Source organism: Nocardiopsis sp. NPDC055824 (genome assembly GCF_053616335.1).
Map to the genome: position 1 here is coordinate 1 of NZ_JBSHDN010000162.1, position 15,656 is coordinate 15,656.

Here is a 15,656-nt window from a genome sequence, read left to right on the forward strand (position 1 = left end):
GCCCCGGGGCCGGCGCGGGTCCGCCGGGTTCCCTACGCGTGCGGTCCCTCCCCCGGGCGGAACCGGACGAGGAGGACGGTGAGGACCAGCGCGAGCCCCGTGAGGACCGACGCGGACAGTCCGACCCCGGCCAGCCCCGCGGTCTCCAGGGCGATCCCGCCCAGTCCGGCTCCGAGGACGATGCCCGCGTTGAAGGCGGCGACGGAGAACGACACCGCCGCGTCGCCCGCGTCACCGCCCAGTTCGTAGATCCTCGCCTGGACCGCGGGCACGAAGCTCCACGCGGCGAACTGCCAGAGCCCGACCACGGCGACCGCGGCGACCGCGAACGAGGCGGTGGCGAAGAGCAGGACGAGCCCGGCCAGGGCTGCGGCGACGGCCGCCACCAGGGTGGCGCCCGGGGCCCGGTCGGCGCCGCGCCCGCCGACCGCGTTGCCCGCGACGCCGAGCACCCCGGCGAGCAGCAGCACGCCGACCACCGACAGGCCCTCCAGCCCGGCCTCCTCGCGCAGCAGGGGCAGCAGGTAGGTGAAGGCGCAGAACGTCCCCGCCCAGAACACGGCGACCGCGGTGATGCCCAGCGCCACCGGCTTCCTCGCCAGGACGGCGAACCGCTCCCGGAGCGACTGGTCTCGCAGGGGAGCAAGCCCGGGCACGGCGAGGAGCACGGCCAGTGCGGCGAGCCCGGAGAGGACCGCGATGGCCAGGAACGGGAGCCGCCAGCCCTCGGTACCGTCGGAGCCGCGCTCCAGCAGCATGCCGAGCGGACTCCCCAGCGCCGTGGCCGTGGTGATCCCGCCCTGGAAGACGGCCAGGGCCCGCGCACGGGCGCCGGTCGCGGCCAGGCGCGCGGCGGCGCCGAACCCCACCGCGAGGTAGAGGCCGAAGCAGGCCCCGGTCACGAGGCGGGTGGCCAGCAGGACCGCGAAGGTGGGTGCGGCCGCCGCCACCGCGTGCGCGGCGCCGAACACCAGGAGGGAGGCCACGAGCACCGGTCGGCCGGCGTACCGGGCCATGGCGGCGCCGAGGAGGGGGGCGCCCAGCGCGACGGCGACCGCGTTGATCGTGACGAGCTGGCCGACCGCGCCCTCGGGCACCCCGAGGTCCACGGAGATCTGGGGCAGCAGGCCCACGACCACGAACTCGGTGCAGCCGATGGCGAACGCGCCGAGGGCCAGGGCGAGGAGGGGGGTCCATGTGCGGGAGGCCGCCGCGGAGGCGGCTCGTGCCGGGGAGGGGGACTCTTTCCGTCGTCTGCTCACACGCCTTTCTACAGGCGCGCCCCCTTGCCGGGTAGGGGACTTCCGACCCTTTCTTAACACTCGTTAAGCAACGTCGGCCGACCCGTGGTCCGGTCGGCTCCGGTCCGCCTCACCGGGCGCCCCCGACCTGCGCGGGCGTCCCGGCTGCCGCACGGAGGCCGGTCCCGGCCACGGAAGGGCCCTCGCCGGGACTTGACCTGGAGCGCACTCCAGGACCCAGACTTCCCTGCAGAGGCCCGGTCGACAGGCGGGCCCGGACCCGAGGGGACCACCATGCGGTACCGCACCATCGGCAGTGACCCGCGGACCCGGCGCGAGGTGAGCGTGCTCGCCCTGGGCGCGATGCTCATGGGCTCGGTGACCGACGAGAAGACGTCGTTCGCCGTCCTGGACCGCTACGTCGAGGCCGGCGGCACGTTCGTCGACACCTCCGGCAACTACGCCTTCTGGACGGACGGCGGCCAGGGCGGGCAGAGCGAGGAACTGCTCGGCCGCTGGCGGAGGAGCCGGGGCATCGGCTCGGAGGTCGTCGTCGCCACCAAGCTCGGGGCGCGCCCGCTCTCCCCGGGGACGAGCTTCACCGACAACCCCGAGGGGCTGTCCGCCAAGATCATCCGGGAGTCGGCCGAGCGCAGCAGGGAGCGGCTCGGCATGGACACCCTCGACCTGCTCTACGCGCACATCGAGGACCGAACCGTGCCCGTGGCCGAGACCGTCGGGGCGTTCGCCGAGCTCGTGTCCGAGGGCTCGGTGGGTCTGCTGGGGGTCAGCAACCACGCGGCGTGGCGGGTCGAGCGCGCCCGCGCCCTGGCGGCGGCCTCCGGGCTGCCCGGCTACGAGGTGCTCCAGTACCAGCACAGCCACCTGCGCCCTCGCACGGACATCCCCGACGCCCTGTCCCAGGACGGCAGCATCGCCGCGGCGGGCCCCGACCTGCTCGGCTACCTGCGCGCGGAGCCCGGCCTGGTCCTGGTCGCGTACTCGCCCCTGCTCGGCGGCGCCTACACCCGGGACGACAAGCCGCTGCCGCGCGACTACGACCACCCCGGCACCCGGGCCCGCCTGGAGGTCCTGCGCGCGGTGGCGCGCGAGGCGGGCGCGACGGTGAACCAGGTGGTGCTCGCCTGGCAGATGGGCGGCGAACTGCCGGTCATCCCCCTGGTCGGCGCGTCGTCCGTCGCCCAGCTGGAGGAGAGCCTGGCCGCCGTCGACCTGGAGCTGACCGCGGACCAGCGCTCGCGCCTCGACGCGGCGCACTGACCGCGCGGACCGCCGCCGGGCGGGGTCCGGCCCGGCGCCGACACGCGGAACGGCCGACCCGCCCGGTTCGTCCGGACGGGTCGGCCGGGGTCCGGCCGGTTCGGGTGCTCTCGGCCGGACCGGTCACGGGTCGGCCCCTCTGCCGCCGACCGTCACCGCGGGGCGGCGGGTGTCCCCCGCCGCCCGGCGGCTAGCCGCCGTAGGTCTCGAACTCGGCGACGCGCGGCGTGCCGTTCGAGCCGGTGATCTCGAAGTTGATCTTCCGGAGCGTCGTCGGGGCGAAGGTGATGACGCCCGCTCCGCTCCCGGTGGCCAGGACGGCGCCGGTGTCGTGGTTCACGAGCCGCCAGGAACCGATGTTGCCCTCGGCCCCGGCCGCCTCGCGGATGTTGACCGAGGACACCGTGGTGCCGGAGCCCCACTTGACCGAGACGCGGCCGGTCGAGCCGCTCGGCGACCAGTAGGTGCCCATGTCGCCGTCGACGACGTTCCCGTAGCCGGTCCCGCTGGCCTTGCCGGAGCCGTCGGCGCCGGCCCCGATGCTGAGGTTGGTCCCCTCGGGCGGGTCGGTCGGGTCGGGGTCGGGGTCCGTCGGGTCGGGGTCGGTCGGGTCCGGGTCCGTCGGGTCCGGGTCGGTCGGCTCCTCCGCCTCGCAGTTGCCGTCCGAGACCCGGTTGCCCTGGCCCGCGCCCGCGGTCTGGTTCAGCACGGTCGGCACGCAGCCGGCGTCGTCGAGGTCGTAGGAGTACGGGATGCTCACCGACGTGGTGGACTGCGGGTTGGGCCCGGCGGGGTAGTTCGAGTCGCCCGGGCTGGACCAGGTCACGTTGTCGAAGATGTTGCCGCCGACCTCCCAGGTCCCCCTCTCATCGGTGTAGAAGGTGCCCAGGACGTCCTTGGAGTCCTCGAAGTAGTTGTTCTCCACCTTCGCCCTGGCCCCGGCCCGGGAGTTGATGCCGGACTCGTGGATGTCCGCGTAGTGGTTGCTGTACATGTGCCCGACGCCGCCGCGGAGCAGGGGCGCGCGCGAGTCGAGGTTCTCGAACCGGTTGTGGTGGTACGTGACGTACCCGTTCGAGCGGTCGCTCTCGCTGGACCCGACCAGGCCGCCGCGGCCGGAGTTGCGCAGGATGCTGTACGAGAGGGTGACGTACTGGGTGTTGTTCTTCATGTCGAAGAGGCCGTCGTAGCCCTCCGACTCCCCGCCCGACGCCTCCAGGGTGACGTGGTCGACCCAGACGTTGCGGACTCCGCTCTCCATCCCGATGGCGTCACCGCCGTTGGACGTGGGCGAGCCGGACTTCTTGACGTTCCGGACGGTCACGTTCTGGATGATGATGTTGCTGGACTCCCGGATGTGGATGCCCAGCTGGTCGAACACGGCCCCGCTGCCGGTGCCGACGATGGTGACGTTGCTGATCTTCTTGAGCTCGATCACGTCGTCGGCGGTCTCGCAACCGGTCCCCGACACCTTCGAGGTGTTGCCGTGGTTGATGGTTCCCTGCACCTCGATGACGATCGGGGTGCTGGTGCTGGGCCGGTTGCACAGGGCCTCGTGGATCTGGGTCCCGGTCGTGGCCCGTACCGTCTGGCCGCCCGCGCCTCCGGTGGTCCCGCCGTTCTGCGTCGCGTAACCCGTGGCGCTGCCGGTCTGCGCCGATGCCGAGGCCATCGGCAGGGCCAGACCGCCCGCCACCACGGCCGCGGCGGCCAGCGTCGACACGAGCCCACGCGTGATTGATCGTCTCACTGCTCACCCTTCTTCTGGAGCACAAGCATGTGACCTGCTTCACTCGAGAGTAGAGAAAGCGCTTTCCATGTCAAGAGGTGTTGGTGCAAACGTTTGCAGGAAGGGGAAGCACCCATTGTTCTCCACAAGCCTGTTGTACTGCGGGTTTATGGGAATTTCACATCGAAAATCGGGACCGAGTACCTCTATTGGTGCAACCGGTTGTAGCTCCCCCGATGAGGGCCCGGCGGGGCGTCCGCAGGCTCCCGCCGCGGCCGGCGGGCGTACCGGCGGGGGGTGGGAGGGCTCACGCCCGGAGGGATCGGACGGGTTCTCGCGAACGGCCCCGGCCGGGCGACCGCGACCCGGGGCACGGAGGCGAAGTGCCGGGGCCGTAGGATGGCGGGCGTACGGCCGAAGACGGTTCGAGGAGGTGTCGGTGATGGGTCTCTCGCCCCAGCCGCCCGCCCGGAGGTTCCGGGAGCACGGGCGGCGGGTTCCGAAAGGAACGAGATGTCCCGTACGGACAAGACCAAACCGCTGTGGGTGCGCCAGCGCGAACACGGTCCGGTAGCGGTCCACGACCACACCCGTGGCGACTGCGACCTGCCTCCCGCCCCGACCCGCGAGGAACCGGGGACGCGTTGCCGCTGGGAGCACCCCGACGTCATGCTCTTCAGGCACGGATGCTGCGCCGGGTGCCACAAGCGCGCCTGTACCGCCTCCTGGCAGGCCTACAACAGGGCCGGCAACCGCGGGCGTCGCCACCGGGACCGGCTCCTGGCACTCCGCCGGGTGCGCGAGGCCAACACTCGTTAGACGTCGCACGACGCCCTCACGGCCTTAGCCGTGAGGGCGTCCCGTTCACACGGGACCAGGGTCGTTCCCGAGTGGAGTGGGCCCTGGGCAACCCAACTACAACCCCCGGGGCGAAGCCCCGCGTTGTGAGAGAGTGTCCCGCCCACGTCGCCGATCAGCGCGACCCCGACCAGAGGGGGGTACCTCGGGGGGTTCGGGGGTCTCCCCCCGGGAGACACGAAGGACGACCCGGCGAGGCGGCCGAAGGCCCCCGAGCAGGGTCGTCCTGAGTCCGTGGGCGCGAAGGGACTCGAACCCCTGACCTATTGCTTGTAAGGCAATTGCTCTAACCAACTGAGCTACGCGCCCGTGCGTCGCACGAGATCATACCGGTTCGCGGTGGCCGCCGCGCCTCAGGCTCCGGCGTGCTCCCGCAACCGCGCCAGGTACTCGCCGGTGTCGCGCGGCCGGGAGGCCGGGGAGACCGTCGACCAGCGGACGACGCCGTCGGCGCCGACCAGGAAGGTGCCCCGCCGGGCGACCCCGCGCCGGGGGTCGAGGACCCCGTAGGCCTCGGCGACGCCGCCGTGCGGCCAGAAGTCCGACAGCAGCGCGAACGGGAACCCCTCGCGGTCGGACCAGGTGCGCAGGGCGAACACCGAGTCCACCGACACCGCCAGGACCTCGGCTCCCAGCTCCTCGAACTCGGAGTGGCGTTCGCTCAGGTCGGCGAGCTCCCCCGAGCACACGCCGGAGAACGCCAGCGGGTAGAAGACCACGAGCACGGGCCGGCCGCGCAGGTCGGCCAGGGCCGTGTCGCGCCCGTACTGGTCCTGGAGGGTGAAGTCGGGCGCGACCGCGCCCGCGGTGATGGGATCGCTCATGGTCGCGTTCGTGTTCGGCGGCGCTCGGGCCGGGGACGGCGGCCGTCTGCTGACGGACGCCCCTCAGCGCCGCGCGCCCGCCTCTGGGACGCGCGGCACCGGATGCCTCACCCGGTACGGGTGGTGGACGTCACCGCTTGGGAACGACCAGGCGCGTACCCGACCAGTCGGCGCCGATGCTGACCGCGCTCGTCTGGGACAGGCCCGACGTCGAAGCGGCCTCCGCGACGTCGTTCGGGGACACGTGGAGCTCACGTCCCGCCTTCGGGGTCAGCACCAGGATGGTCCCGCCGTCGGCGATGGTGGTCACCGTGTCCATCAGCGCGTCGGTGAGGTCCTCCTCCTCGTCGGACCGCCACCACAGCAGTGCCGCATCGACGTCTCCGTCGAAGTCCTCGTCGACCAGCTCCTCACCGGTGAGTTCGGTGATGGATGCGCGCAGGCCCTCGTCGACGTCGTCGTCGAAGCCGAATTCCTGCACCACCTGACCCGGCTTGAATCCGAGTCGGTCAGCCAAGCCACGTTCGCTCTGTGCCTGGCCCGCGGTCGCGCTCACGAAAGTTCTCCTCCACAGATGGTTTTTCTCAATCTTGCCTGCACTGGGCAGTTGTCACAACGATGCCGGGCCATTTCGCGGCCCGTCACGTGGGTCCGTAACCATCGCTGATGGCCTAGTTCACACGCTAGTGGCATGTTCCGTCAACGCGCTCCCAAACCCCGTCCCGGTCCCGGTCACCCGCGGCGGGAATCATGAGGACGAGAGGTAGGACAGCCGGACCAGGCGGTCCGGGTTGTCCACGTTCAGGTCGACAACGGCGATCGACTGCCATGTTCCCAGTTCGAGGCGGCCCGAGAGCACCGGAACGGTGGTCTGGGGCGCGATGAACGCGGGCATCACGTGTGATCTCCCGTGGCCCCGGGAGCCGTGCTTGTGCCGCCACCGGTCGTCGGCCGGCAGCAGGTCGTCCAGGGAGGCGAGGAGGTCGTCGTCGGACCCCGCACCGAGTTCGATGATCGCCACGCCCGCCGTCGCGTGCGGGACGAACACGTTGAGCAGTCCGTCGCCTCCGGTCTCGGCGACGAAGTCACCGCACTCCCGCGTGATGTCGGTGATGCTCTCCGATCCACCGGTGTGCAGCTCAAGGATCTGTGTCCGCATAGCGCCACCTTCGCGCAGGTGCGGCCCTCGTGCAACCATCCCGGTGGCACCCGCGCTCAACTGCGCAGGTCGGCGCACGTCATACTCGTCCGCCACATGTGCGAACCTGGTCCAAAGGAGGGCAAAGGGTGACTGCTTCTTTACGTTTGGGCCCACTGCTGCGTCACGCGGGACCGACCACGGCGACGGTGTGGGTGGAGACCGACACCCCCTGCACCGTGCGGATCCGGGTCGACGGAGCCGTGACGGCCGCCTCGGAGACCTTCACCGTGCACGGGCACCACTACGCCGTGTGCGAAATCACCGGGCTCCCGGAGGGCGCGGCCCTGCCCTACGAGGTCTTCCTGGGCGAGGACCGGGTGTGGCCCGAGCCGGACAGCCCCTTTCCGCCCAGCGTCCTGCGCACGACGGCCCCGGAGGGGCCCACGCGGCTGCTGTACGGCTCGTGCCGCAGGCCGACGGGCGACACGCCCGAGGGGGTCGTGCGGTACGGCCCGGACATGCTCCGCGCCACCGCCCGGCGGCTGGCCCGCGAGGAGGTCGACGGCAACCTCGTCCTCCTCCTCATCGGCGACCAGGTGTACGCCGACGAGCTGGAGGAGCCGATGCGCTCCTTCCTGGCGTCGGTGCGCGGGCCGGCCGTCCCCGACGGGGCCCCGGGGGACGAGGTCGTCCACTACGGCGAGTACGCCGAGCTGTACCGGCAGGCGTGGACCGATCCCCCCGTGCGGTGGCTGCTGTCCACCGTGCCGACGCTGATGATCTTCGACGACCACGACATCCGCGACGACTGGAACACCTCGGAGGCGTGGCGCGGCGCCATGGACGGCCGCCCGTGGTGGCGCAGGCGGATCACCAGCGGGCTGGGGGCCTACTGGGTCTACCAGCACCTGGGCAACCTGTCCGCGGAAGCCCGGTCCAAGGACCCGCTCTGGGCCCGCGTCCGCGACGCGAGCGGGGACGCCGCCGACGCGGTCGACGGGTTCGCCCTGCTGGCGCACGACGAACCGTCCTCCTACCGGTGGAGCCACCGCTACGACGTGGGCTCCGTGCGGGTCCTGATGGCGGACACCCGCTGCTCCCGCGCGCTCGGGGAGGACGCCGTCCACGAGGGGTCGCGGTCGATCCTCGGCGCGGAGGGGCACGAGTGGCTGGACGAGAACCTGGCCGGGGGCCCCGACCACGTGGTGGTCGCCTCGACCGTCCCGGTCGTGCTGCCCTCCGCGGTGCACCACCTGGAGGCGTGGAACGAGGCGGTGTGCGCCGGCGCCTGGGGCGAGTGGCCGCGCCCCCTCGGCGAGCGGCTGCGGCAGGCGATGGACCTGGAGCACTGGGGCGCCTTCCAGTACTCGATGCGCCGCCTGGGCGACGCCGTCGGCGCGGCGGCCCGGGGCGAGCGGGGTCCCGCCCCCGCGACCGTGCTGTTCCTGAGCGGCGACGTGCACTTCTCCTACGCGGCCCCCGTCCGCCACCGGCATGTCGCCGAGGGCGGGACCAGGGTCACCCAGCTCGTGTCCTCGCCCCTGTGCAACCAGCTCTCCGCCGGGACCCGCCGGGTCGTGCGCCTGACGGCGAGCCGCGCCGTCCACGTGGTCGGCAGGGTGCTGACGCGGCTGGCCCGGGTCCCGGGGATCGACCTGTCCTGGAAGCTGGACGGCAAGACCTACGCGGGCAACACCATCGGCGAGGTGGTCTTCGAGGGCCGTGACGCCGAGGCCCTCTGGTACCACGCCTCCGAGGGGGGCATCGACGCGCTGCCCGGCGTGCACCGGCGTATGAGGGTCTGAGGCCGCCCCTTCCCGGGCGGGGCCGCCCGTCCCGTCGTCCCGCACTGCGCCGGGGACCACCGGCGCCGGGGGCGCGGGCGCGGGCTCCGTGCCCGCGCCCCCGGCGGGTGTCAGGGCTTGTTCGAGTGCGGGCGGCGGGTGGAGGGGGCGGCGCGGCGGGAGCGGCGGACCGCGATCCCGAGGGCCCCGCCGCCCTGTTCGAAGAACTGCCGGGCGGCCCGGTGCACGCTGGAGCGCGGTCCCGCGGGGGCGTCGGGGTCGGGGTCGCCGTCGGCCGCGGCGCCGCTGCCCGGCCCCGGCTCGGAGCCCTCCTCACCCGTTCCGGCACCGCCCAGGTGCGGGAGCTGACGCGTCGGCTCCACCTCCTGCCCGGAGGGGAGGTGGGGAAGGACGTCGGTCGGCCTCTCCCGCCCGGTGCGCTGCGCCTCCAGGTGGGGGAGGACGTCCGTGGGCTCCTCGCTCCCGTGCGAGGGGGAGCCCAGGTGCGGGAGGACGTCGGTGCGCTCGTCGGACGGGGTGTCCAGCGGACGGATCGGCCGGGTGCGCTCGTCGGCGGAGGCGGCGGCGGGCGCGGCGCCGTCGGGCGCCCCGGAGCTCTCCTCGCGCACGGCCTTCTTCCAGGCCCTCTCCTCCAGCTTCTGGCGCATCGACTCCCGGGAGCGCTCGACCCGCGCCGCCTTCCAGGAGTTGACCAGCGGGGTGACGATCGGCCAGGTCACCTTGGCCGGGCGCGACAGGGCGTGCCACAGGTAGGCGGTGGTGCCCCACGCCTCCATGGCCCTGCGTGCCCTGGTGATCGTGAAGAAGGTCGGCATGGCCAGCAGGAGCTGGGGCCAGGCCAGCAGGAGCGAGGCCAGCAGCGGGTACATGCCCCCGCCCACGACGGACGCGGCGGCGCCGATCGCGACGGGCACCAGCGCCAGGGCGATCCGCAGACCGGTGAACTGGCGGAAGCGGTGCAGCGAGCGGCGCGCGGAGACCTGTGGAACCAGCCCCTCGGGCAGGGGCGTGGGCTGGACGATGAGCGCCAGCAGCAGTGTGCCCACGCCGACGCTCGCGGCCAGCAGTATCGTCCACCCCGCGGCGGAGAGCGCACCGCCGACCATGAGGTACACCGCGCCCAGGACCGGCAGTGGCGCGGGGAGCCAGAACAGCACCCGCCTGCGCAGCTCGCCCTCCTGCGTTGGCTGGAGAACGAAATCGATCACCGAACGGAAGAACCGGGACCTTTTCCTCGGTCGCTCGACCACAGCGTTGACCCCCCAAGAACGTCGCGACGGAGCGGTGCGGGGACCATCGCCCGAGGGTGTCCTTAACCTCATGGGTCCCGCCAGCAGCCTGCCCATCACAAAGCTATCCCTTTTCATGTAGTCCCCGGGCGCACACGGGCAGTCACAGACATACCCGACCCAGGTGAAACTTCCATAAGTCGGTAGATATGACAGGCAACGATCAGATTACGTCCCCCAGGCCTTCCGGTCACCTCCGTGGCTGGTTCCGGACAACCTCCCCGGTGTGGTGTCGGCCACTCCGCGCCGCGCCTCAGCCCTCGTGCGTCTGCGCCAGCCGCCCCAGGGCGACCGCCACCCGCAGGACGAACGACCCGCGGCCGTCGGAGGGGGTGCGGCCGGTGAGCTCGGCGATCCTGCTGAGCCGGTAGCGGACGGTGTTGGGGTGGACGAAGAGCATCCGCGCGGTGGCCTCCAGCGAGGAGGCGTGCTCCAGGTAGACCGACAGGGTGTCCAGCAGCGGCGAACCGGCCCCCAGGAGGGGGACGTAGACCTCCTCCACCAGCTGGCCGCGGGCCTCGGTGTCCCCCTGGAGGGCCCGCTCGGGCAGGAGGTCGTCGGCGAGCACGGGGCGCGGCGCGTCCGGCCAGGCCACTGCGGCGCGCAGTCCGCTGACCGCCGCGCGCGCCGACGCCCCCGCCGCGCGCAGGTCCGCGACGGCGGGTCCGACCACCACGGGGCCGGGTCCGAAGAGCCCGGCCAGGGGTTCGGCCGCGGCGGCCGGGAGGTCCTCCTCCGGGTAGCGGTCGCCCACGCCGACCACCACCACGACGCGCCTCCCCTGGGCGCCCGCCAGCACGTCGTGCCCGAAGCGGCGCGCGGCCGCACGCAGGTCGTCCAGGATCTTGCCGGGGTCCTCCCCGCCGGTCTCCCCGGCCACCGCGATCACGGGGGTGTGCGACCAGCTCAGCGCCGACCCCCAGGTCTGGAGGCCGTCCTCGTGGTCGCCGTGCAGGAGCGCGTCGACGATCAGGGCCTCCAGGCGGGCGTCCCACGCCCCGCGTGCCTCGGCGGCGCGCGCGTACACCTTCGCGGAGCTGAAGGCCACCTCCCTGGTGTACCGGAGCACCGCCTCGCGCAGCTGCTGGGCGCCGCCGGGGGCGGCCAGCTCGTCGACCTGTCCCTCGACCACGTCGATGACCACGCGGATCATGTCGACGGTCTGCTGGAGGGAGACCGAGCGGGTGAGCTCGCGCGGAGCGGTGCCGAAGACCTCGACGGTGATGGCGGGACGTCCCCGGACGGGGTTGCGGAACCAGTCCACGAAGGCGGCCACGCCGGACTGGGCGACGAGCCCGATCCAGGAGCGGTCCTGGGCGGACATGCGGCGGAACCATCCGAGCCGCTGCTCCATGCGGGAGACGGCGGCCGTTCCGAGGGCTCCCATGGAGCGCTCCAGCCGGCGCACGGTCTCGGCGCGCACGCGCTCCTGTTCCTCCGCGACCGGATCGGTGTCGCCGTCGACGCCGGCGGCGTCCGCCGGACCGGTGCTGCCCTCGTCGTCCCGGGGCGGGTGGGGTTCGGTGTTCACACCTCTAGGTTCGCACCCCCGGGGGACCCGACCGGAGGGCCGCCCCGCGCCGGGGCGCTTCCGCCCCCTCCGCGCACCCGCTCCGTGGTCGGTGCGGAACAGCGCGTACCGTCGGGGGTGATCCCCCACACTGGTTTCGGCCGGGCGGGTCCATGTCAGGCCTCCTTTTGTGGAGTACCTACAAACGCCCCGGCCGAAGTTCGTGTTCCTCCCCATCCGACTGGTGATCTCCTACAGGGCAAGGTTGATGTCGTGCTCGTAATCGTTGCTCCCGGCCAAGGCGCCCAGGTTCCCGGTTTCCTCTCCCCGTGGCTCGAACTCCCCGGCGTCGCCGAGCAGTTCGCCGCGTGGTCCGAGGTGTCCGGACTCGACCTGGCCCGCTACGGCACCACAGCGGACGCGGAGGAGATCCGCGACACCGCCGTCGCCCAGCCCCTGCTGGTCGGCGCCGGCCTCGTCGCGGCCTCCGCCATGCTCTCCCCGCTCTCCGCCCCCTCGCCCGCGCTGCCCGCGGAGGCCTCCCTCGTGGACGCCGTCGCGGGCCACAGCGTCGGAGAGTTCACCGCCGCCGCGATCGCCGGCGTGCTGTCCCCCAAGGACGCCATGGCGCTGGTCGCCGAACGCGGCCGGGGCATGGCCGACGCCGCCGCCCGCACCGGGACGGGGATGACCGCCGTGCTCGGCGGGGACCGCGACGAGGTCCTCGCGGCCCTGGCCGCCGCGGGCCTGACCCCGGCCAACGACAACGGCTCCGGCCAGATCGTGGCCGCCGGGACCACGGAGCAGCTCGCGGCCCTCGCCGGGAACCCGCCCGCGCGGGCCCGGCTCCGGCCCCTGGCCGTCGCGGGCGCCTTCCACACCGAGCACATGGCCCCGGCGGTGGAGCGGGTCCGCGCGACGGCCGCCGCCCTGTCGCCGTCCGACCCCACGGTCCGCCTCCTGTCCAACGCCGACGGCGCCGTCGTGGACAGCGGCGCGGAGTACCTCGAACGCCTCGTCTCGCAGATCTCCTCGCCGGTGCGCTGGGACTCCTGCACCCGGACCCTGGCCGACCTCGGGGTGACCGCCCTGATCGAGCTCACCCCCGCGGGCACGCTGACCGGTCTGGCCAAGCGCGCGCTGCGCGGTGTGGAGCTCCTCGCGGTGAAGACCCCCGACGACCTCGACCGCGCCGGTGCCCTCATCAAGGAGCACGCGGGGGTTCTCTCCCCCTCGGGCACCGACCAGGAAGGCTAACCATGTTCAGCTCCCCGAACTCCCCCGGAGGCGCGTCCGTCGTCGCCCTCGGCGAGTACCAGCCGTCCCAGGTCCTCACCAACGCCGACCTCGAGTCCCGCGTCGACACGACCGACGAGTGGATCCAGAGCCGCGTGGGCATCAGGGAGCGGCGCATCGCCGGTCCCGAGGACACCGTGGCGAGCATGGCCGTGGCGGCCGGCGGCAAGGCCCTCGCCGCCAGCGGGCTCTCCCCCGAGGACATCGACCTCGTCATCGTGGCGACCTGCACCGTGCAGGACCAGATCCCCAACACCGCGGCCACCGTCGCCGCGAAGCTGGGCATCACCGCCCCGGGCGCCTTCGACCTCAACGCGGCCTGCGCGGGCTTCTGCTACGCGCTGGGCGTCGCCGCGGACATGGTCCGCGGGGGCAGCTCCCGCAACGTCCTGGTGATCGGCTCCGAGAAGCTCAGCGACTGGGTCGACTGGGAGGACCGCTCCACCTGTGTGATCTTCGCCGACGGCGCGGGCGCGGCGATCGTCTCGGCGTCCGAGGAGCAGGGCGTGGGCCCCGTGGTCTGGGGCTCCTCCGGCGAGCGCGCCGACAAGATCCACCTGCGCGACGGCAAGTACCTCTACCAGGAGGGCCAGGCGGTCTTCCGCTGGACGACCACCGAGCTCTACCAGGTCGCCCTGGAGGCCCTGGAAAGGGCCGGTGTGGAGCCCTCGGAGCTGACCGCGTTCGTCCCGCACCAGGCCAATCTGCGGATCGTGGAGTCCATCGCCAAGAAGCTGGGCGCTCCCCAGGCACTCGTGGCGCGCGATATCGTCACCGCTGGCAACACCTCCTCCGCGTCCATCCCTCTCGCGCTCTCGCGCATGATCGGGCGCGGGGAGCTGCCGTCGGGGAGCATCGTCCTCACCCTGGGCTTCGGCGCGGGGCTGGTGTACGCCGCACAGGTGATCCGCATCCCCTGAACACCGCCCGAGCCCGCGGCACCACCGCGCGATCCGGGTTCGCAGAACCCCGGCACGCGCGGTGTCCATGAACCGACACCGATACACCAACCAAGGAGATAACGACATGGCGGCTCACAGCGAGCAGGAGATCCTGACCGGCCTCGGCGAGATCGTCGAGGAGATCGTCGGCACCGAGCCCGCCGAGGTCACCCCGGAGAAGAGCTTCGTGGACGACCTCGACATCGACTCGCTGTCCATGGTGGAGATCGCCATCGCCGCCCAGGACAAGTTCGGCGTGGAGATCCCGGACGACCAGCTCAAGGACCTCAAGACGGTCCAGGACGTCATCAACTTCATCCAGAAGTAGCGTGCTCGGGGCGCCGGGTCCCACCCCTGACCCCGGCGCCCCCACAGGCCACCACCCGTGGTCTCCCCAGGTACATCCGCCAACGCCTCCCGGCCCCGCGGCCGGGAAAGTCCCACGAGAAGGGCGAACGGATCATGTCAAAGACCGATGTCGTCGTCACCGGCCTCGGCGCCACCACCCCCCTCGGGGGTGACGTCGCGACCACATGGTCCGCGCTCCTCGACGGCCGCTCCGGAATCTCCACCCTTCCTGAGGAGTGGCACGAGAAGCTCCCGGTGCACTTCGCCGGGCAGATCGCGCAGGAACCCTCCGAGAAGCTGCCCAGGCCGCGCATGCGGCGCCTGGACCGCACCCAGCAGTTCGCGCTGATCGCCGCGAAGGAGGCCTGGGAGGACGCCGGGTCGCCCGAGGTCGACCCGATCCGCCTCGGCGTCGTCGTCTCCAGCGGCATCGGCGGCATCCTCACCATCCTCGAGCAGTACGACATCTTCCGTGAGAAGGGCTGGAAGCGGGTCTCCCCGTTCACCGTGCCCATGCTCATGCCCAACAGCCCCGCCGCCGCGATCAGCCTGGAGTACACCGCGCGGGCCGGGTCCCACGTGCCGGTGAGCGCCTGCGCCTCCAGTGCCGAGGCCATCGCCAACGGTGTGGACATGATCCGCTCCGGCCGCGCCGACATCGTCATCGCCGGCGGCACCGAGGCCGCGATCCACCCGCTGAACATCGCCTCGTTCGCGTCCATGCGGGCCCTGTCCACGCGCAACGACGACCCCCAGACGGCCTCCCGCCCCTGGGACAAGAACCGTGACGGCTTCGTCATGGGCGAGGGCGCGGGCATCCTGGTGCTGGAGTCCGCCGAGCACGCCGCCCGCCGGGGCGCCCGCGTCTACGCGCACGCCTCCGGCGTCGGCTACACCAACGACGCCTACGACATCGTCCAGCCCGACCCCGAGGGCGCCGGCCAGGCCCGCGCCATCACCCAGGCCCTGGACGACGCCGGCCTCGTGCCCGACGACGTCGTGCACGTCAACGCCCACGCCACGTCCACGCCCGCCGGAGACGTCGGCGAGACCCGCGCGATCCGCTCGGCCCTGGGCGACTCCGCCGCCGACCGGGTCTCGGTGACCTCCACCAAGTCCATGACCGGCCACCTGCTGGGCGGCGCGGGCGCGGTGGAGTCGATCGCGACCATCCTGGCACTGCACGACGGCCGTATCCCGCCGACCATCAACATCGAGGAGCTCGACCCGGACGTGGTCGTGGACATCGTCCGCGACAAGCCCCGGGACATGCCCGGCGGCGACGTCGCGGCCGTCAACGAGTCCTTCGGGTTCGGCGGCCACAACATCGCCCTGGTGTTCCGCCGCGCCTGACCCCCGCGCCCGACCCGGCCGGCGCCGCGCACACGCGCGG

14 protein-coding genes and 1 tRNA gene are annotated in these 15,656 nt (G+C 72.7%); 7 read left to right on the forward strand and 8 right to left on the reverse strand.

The window, feature by feature from the left end:
- Positions 1-32 precede the first annotated feature (32 nt).
- Positions 33-1,262, reverse strand: coding sequence for an MFS transporter (locus ACWGL3_RS24630; protein ID WP_452461836.1), 1,230 nt, complete (start codon positions 1,260-1,262; stop codon positions 33-35).
- A 273-nt stretch (positions 1,263-1,535) separates the two neighbouring features.
- On the opposite strand from ACWGL3_RS24630, the gene ACWGL3_RS24635 reads away from it, so the two are divergent.
- Positions 1,536-2,522 (forward strand): aldo/keto reductase, encoded by a 987-nt coding sequence (locus ACWGL3_RS24635; protein WP_452461837.1) that lies wholly within the window; start codon positions 1,536-1,538, stop codon positions 2,520-2,522.
- Positions 2,523-2,712: 190 nt separating this feature from the next.
- On the opposite strand, the gene ACWGL3_RS24640 is transcribed toward ACWGL3_RS24635, so the two are convergent.
- Positions 2,713-4,272, reverse strand: coding sequence for a pectate lyase family protein (locus ACWGL3_RS24640; protein WP_452461838.1), 1,560 nt, complete (start codon positions 4,270-4,272; stop codon positions 2,713-2,715).
- A 492-nt stretch (positions 4,273-4,764) separates the two neighbouring features.
- Here ACWGL3_RS24640 and ACWGL3_RS24645 point away from each other — a divergent pair, with 492 nt between their 5' ends.
- On the forward strand, positions 4,765-5,070 hold the full coding sequence (locus ACWGL3_RS24645) for a hypothetical protein (protein ID WP_344183871.1): 306 nt from the start codon (positions 4,765-4,767) through the stop codon (positions 5,068-5,070).
- Between the two features lie 274 nt (positions 5,071-5,344).
- On the opposite strand, the gene ACWGL3_RS24650 is transcribed toward ACWGL3_RS24645, so the two are convergent.
- The 4 genes from ACWGL3_RS24650 to ACWGL3_RS24665 all read right to left on the reverse strand — a co-directional run bounded on the left by ACWGL3_RS24650 (position 5,345) and on the right by ACWGL3_RS24665 (position 7,092).
- Positions 5,345-5,418, reverse strand: a tRNA-Val gene (locus ACWGL3_RS24650).
- 44 nt (positions 5,419-5,462) lie between these two features.
- Positions 5,463-5,933 carry a peroxiredoxin gene (locus ACWGL3_RS24655; RefSeq protein ID WP_452461839.1) on the reverse strand — a complete coding sequence of 157 codons (471 nt, stop codon included), beginning with the start codon at positions 5,931-5,933 and terminating at the stop codon, positions 5,463-5,465.
- Between the two features lie 130 nt (positions 5,934-6,063).
- Positions 6,064-6,489, reverse strand: a complete 426-nt coding sequence (locus ACWGL3_RS24660) for a DUF3052 domain-containing protein (RefSeq protein WP_267949059.1) — start codon at positions 6,487-6,489, stop codon at positions 6,064-6,066.
- A 192-nt stretch (positions 6,490-6,681) separates the two neighbouring features.
- Entirely contained in the window at positions 6,682-7,092 is a 411-nt protein-coding gene (locus ACWGL3_RS24665) for a secondary thiamine-phosphate synthase enzyme YjbQ (protein ID WP_267949058.1), read from the reverse strand.
- A 128-nt stretch (positions 7,093-7,220) separates the two neighbouring features.
- Here ACWGL3_RS24665 and ACWGL3_RS24670 point away from each other — a divergent pair, with 128 nt between their 5' ends.
- Positions 7,221-8,879: a DUF7800 domain-containing protein gene (locus ACWGL3_RS24670; protein WP_267949057.1), complete on the forward strand. Its 1,659-nt coding sequence runs from the start codon at positions 7,221-7,223 to the stop codon at positions 8,877-8,879.
- A 110-nt stretch (positions 8,880-8,989) separates the two neighbouring features.
- Here ACWGL3_RS24670 and ACWGL3_RS24675 read toward each other — a convergent pair whose 3' ends face one another.
- Together ACWGL3_RS24675 and ACWGL3_RS24680 are read right to left on the reverse strand one after the other, a co-directional pair.
- On the reverse strand, positions 8,990-10,087 hold the full coding sequence (locus ACWGL3_RS24675; protein WP_267949056.1) for a hypothetical protein: 1,098 nt from the start codon (positions 10,085-10,087) through the stop codon (positions 8,990-8,992).
- 334 nt (positions 10,088-10,421) lie between these two features.
- Positions 10,422-11,699: a PucR family transcriptional regulator gene (locus ACWGL3_RS24680; RefSeq protein WP_267949055.1), complete on the reverse strand. Its 1,278-nt coding sequence runs from the start codon at positions 11,697-11,699 to the stop codon at positions 10,422-10,424.
- A gap of 252 nt (positions 11,700-11,951) precedes the next feature.
- Here ACWGL3_RS24680 and ACWGL3_RS24685 point away from each other — a divergent pair, with 252 nt between their 5' ends.
- The 4 genes from ACWGL3_RS24685 to fabF all read left to right on the forward strand — a co-directional run bounded on the left by ACWGL3_RS24685 (position 11,952) and on the right by fabF (position 15,616).
- Positions 11,952-12,935: an ACP S-malonyltransferase gene (locus tag ACWGL3_RS24685; RefSeq protein ID WP_267949054.1), complete on the forward strand. Its 984-nt coding sequence runs from the start codon at positions 11,952-11,954 to the stop codon at positions 12,933-12,935.
- A 2-nt stretch (positions 12,936-12,937) separates the two neighbouring features.
- Positions 12,938-13,894, forward strand: coding sequence for a beta-ketoacyl-ACP synthase III (locus tag ACWGL3_RS24690; RefSeq protein WP_267949053.1), 957 nt, complete (start codon positions 12,938-12,940; stop codon positions 13,892-13,894).
- 106 nt (positions 13,895-14,000) lie between these two features.
- Positions 14,001-14,243 carry an acyl carrier protein gene (locus ACWGL3_RS24695; protein WP_267949052.1) on the forward strand — a complete coding sequence of 81 codons (243 nt, stop codon included), beginning with the start codon at positions 14,001-14,003 and terminating at the stop codon, positions 14,241-14,243.
- Positions 14,244-14,377: 134 nt separating this feature from the next.
- Positions 14,378-15,616 carry a beta-ketoacyl-ACP synthase II gene (fabF, locus tag ACWGL3_RS24700; protein ID WP_267949051.1) on the forward strand — a complete coding sequence of 413 codons (1,239 nt, stop codon included), beginning with the start codon at positions 14,378-14,380 and terminating at the stop codon, positions 15,614-15,616.
- The last annotated feature ends 40 nt before the right edge of the window (positions 15,617-15,656 follow it).

Excerpts from the sequence above, each read along its gene's own strand:
- ACWGL3_RS24635 (WP_452461837.1), top strand. The coding sequence starts at position 1,536 with ATGCGGTACCGCACCATCGGCAGTGACCCGCGGACCCGGCGCGAGGTG.
- ACWGL3_RS24645 (WP_344183871.1), top strand. The coding sequence starts at position 4,765 with ATGTCCCGTACGGACAAGACCAAACCGCTGTGGGTGCGCCAGCGCGAA.
- ACWGL3_RS24655 (WP_452461839.1), bottom strand. The coding sequence starts at position 5,933 with ATGAGCGATCCCATCACCGCGGGCGCGGTCGCGCCCGACTTCACCCTC.
- ACWGL3_RS24665 (WP_267949058.1), bottom strand. The coding sequence starts at position 7,092 with ATGCGGACACAGATCCTTGAGCTGCACACCGGTGGATCGGAGAGCATC.
- ACWGL3_RS24690 (WP_267949053.1), top strand. The coding sequence starts at position 12,938 with ATGTTCAGCTCCCCGAACTCCCCCGGAGGCGCGTCCGTCGTCGCCCTC.
- ACWGL3_RS24695 (WP_267949052.1), top strand. The coding sequence starts at position 14,001 with ATGGCGGCTCACAGCGAGCAGGAGATCCTGACCGGCCTCGGCGAGATC.
- fabF (WP_267949051.1), top strand. The coding sequence starts at position 14,378 with ATGTCAAAGACCGATGTCGTCGTCACCGGCCTCGGCGCCACCACCCCC.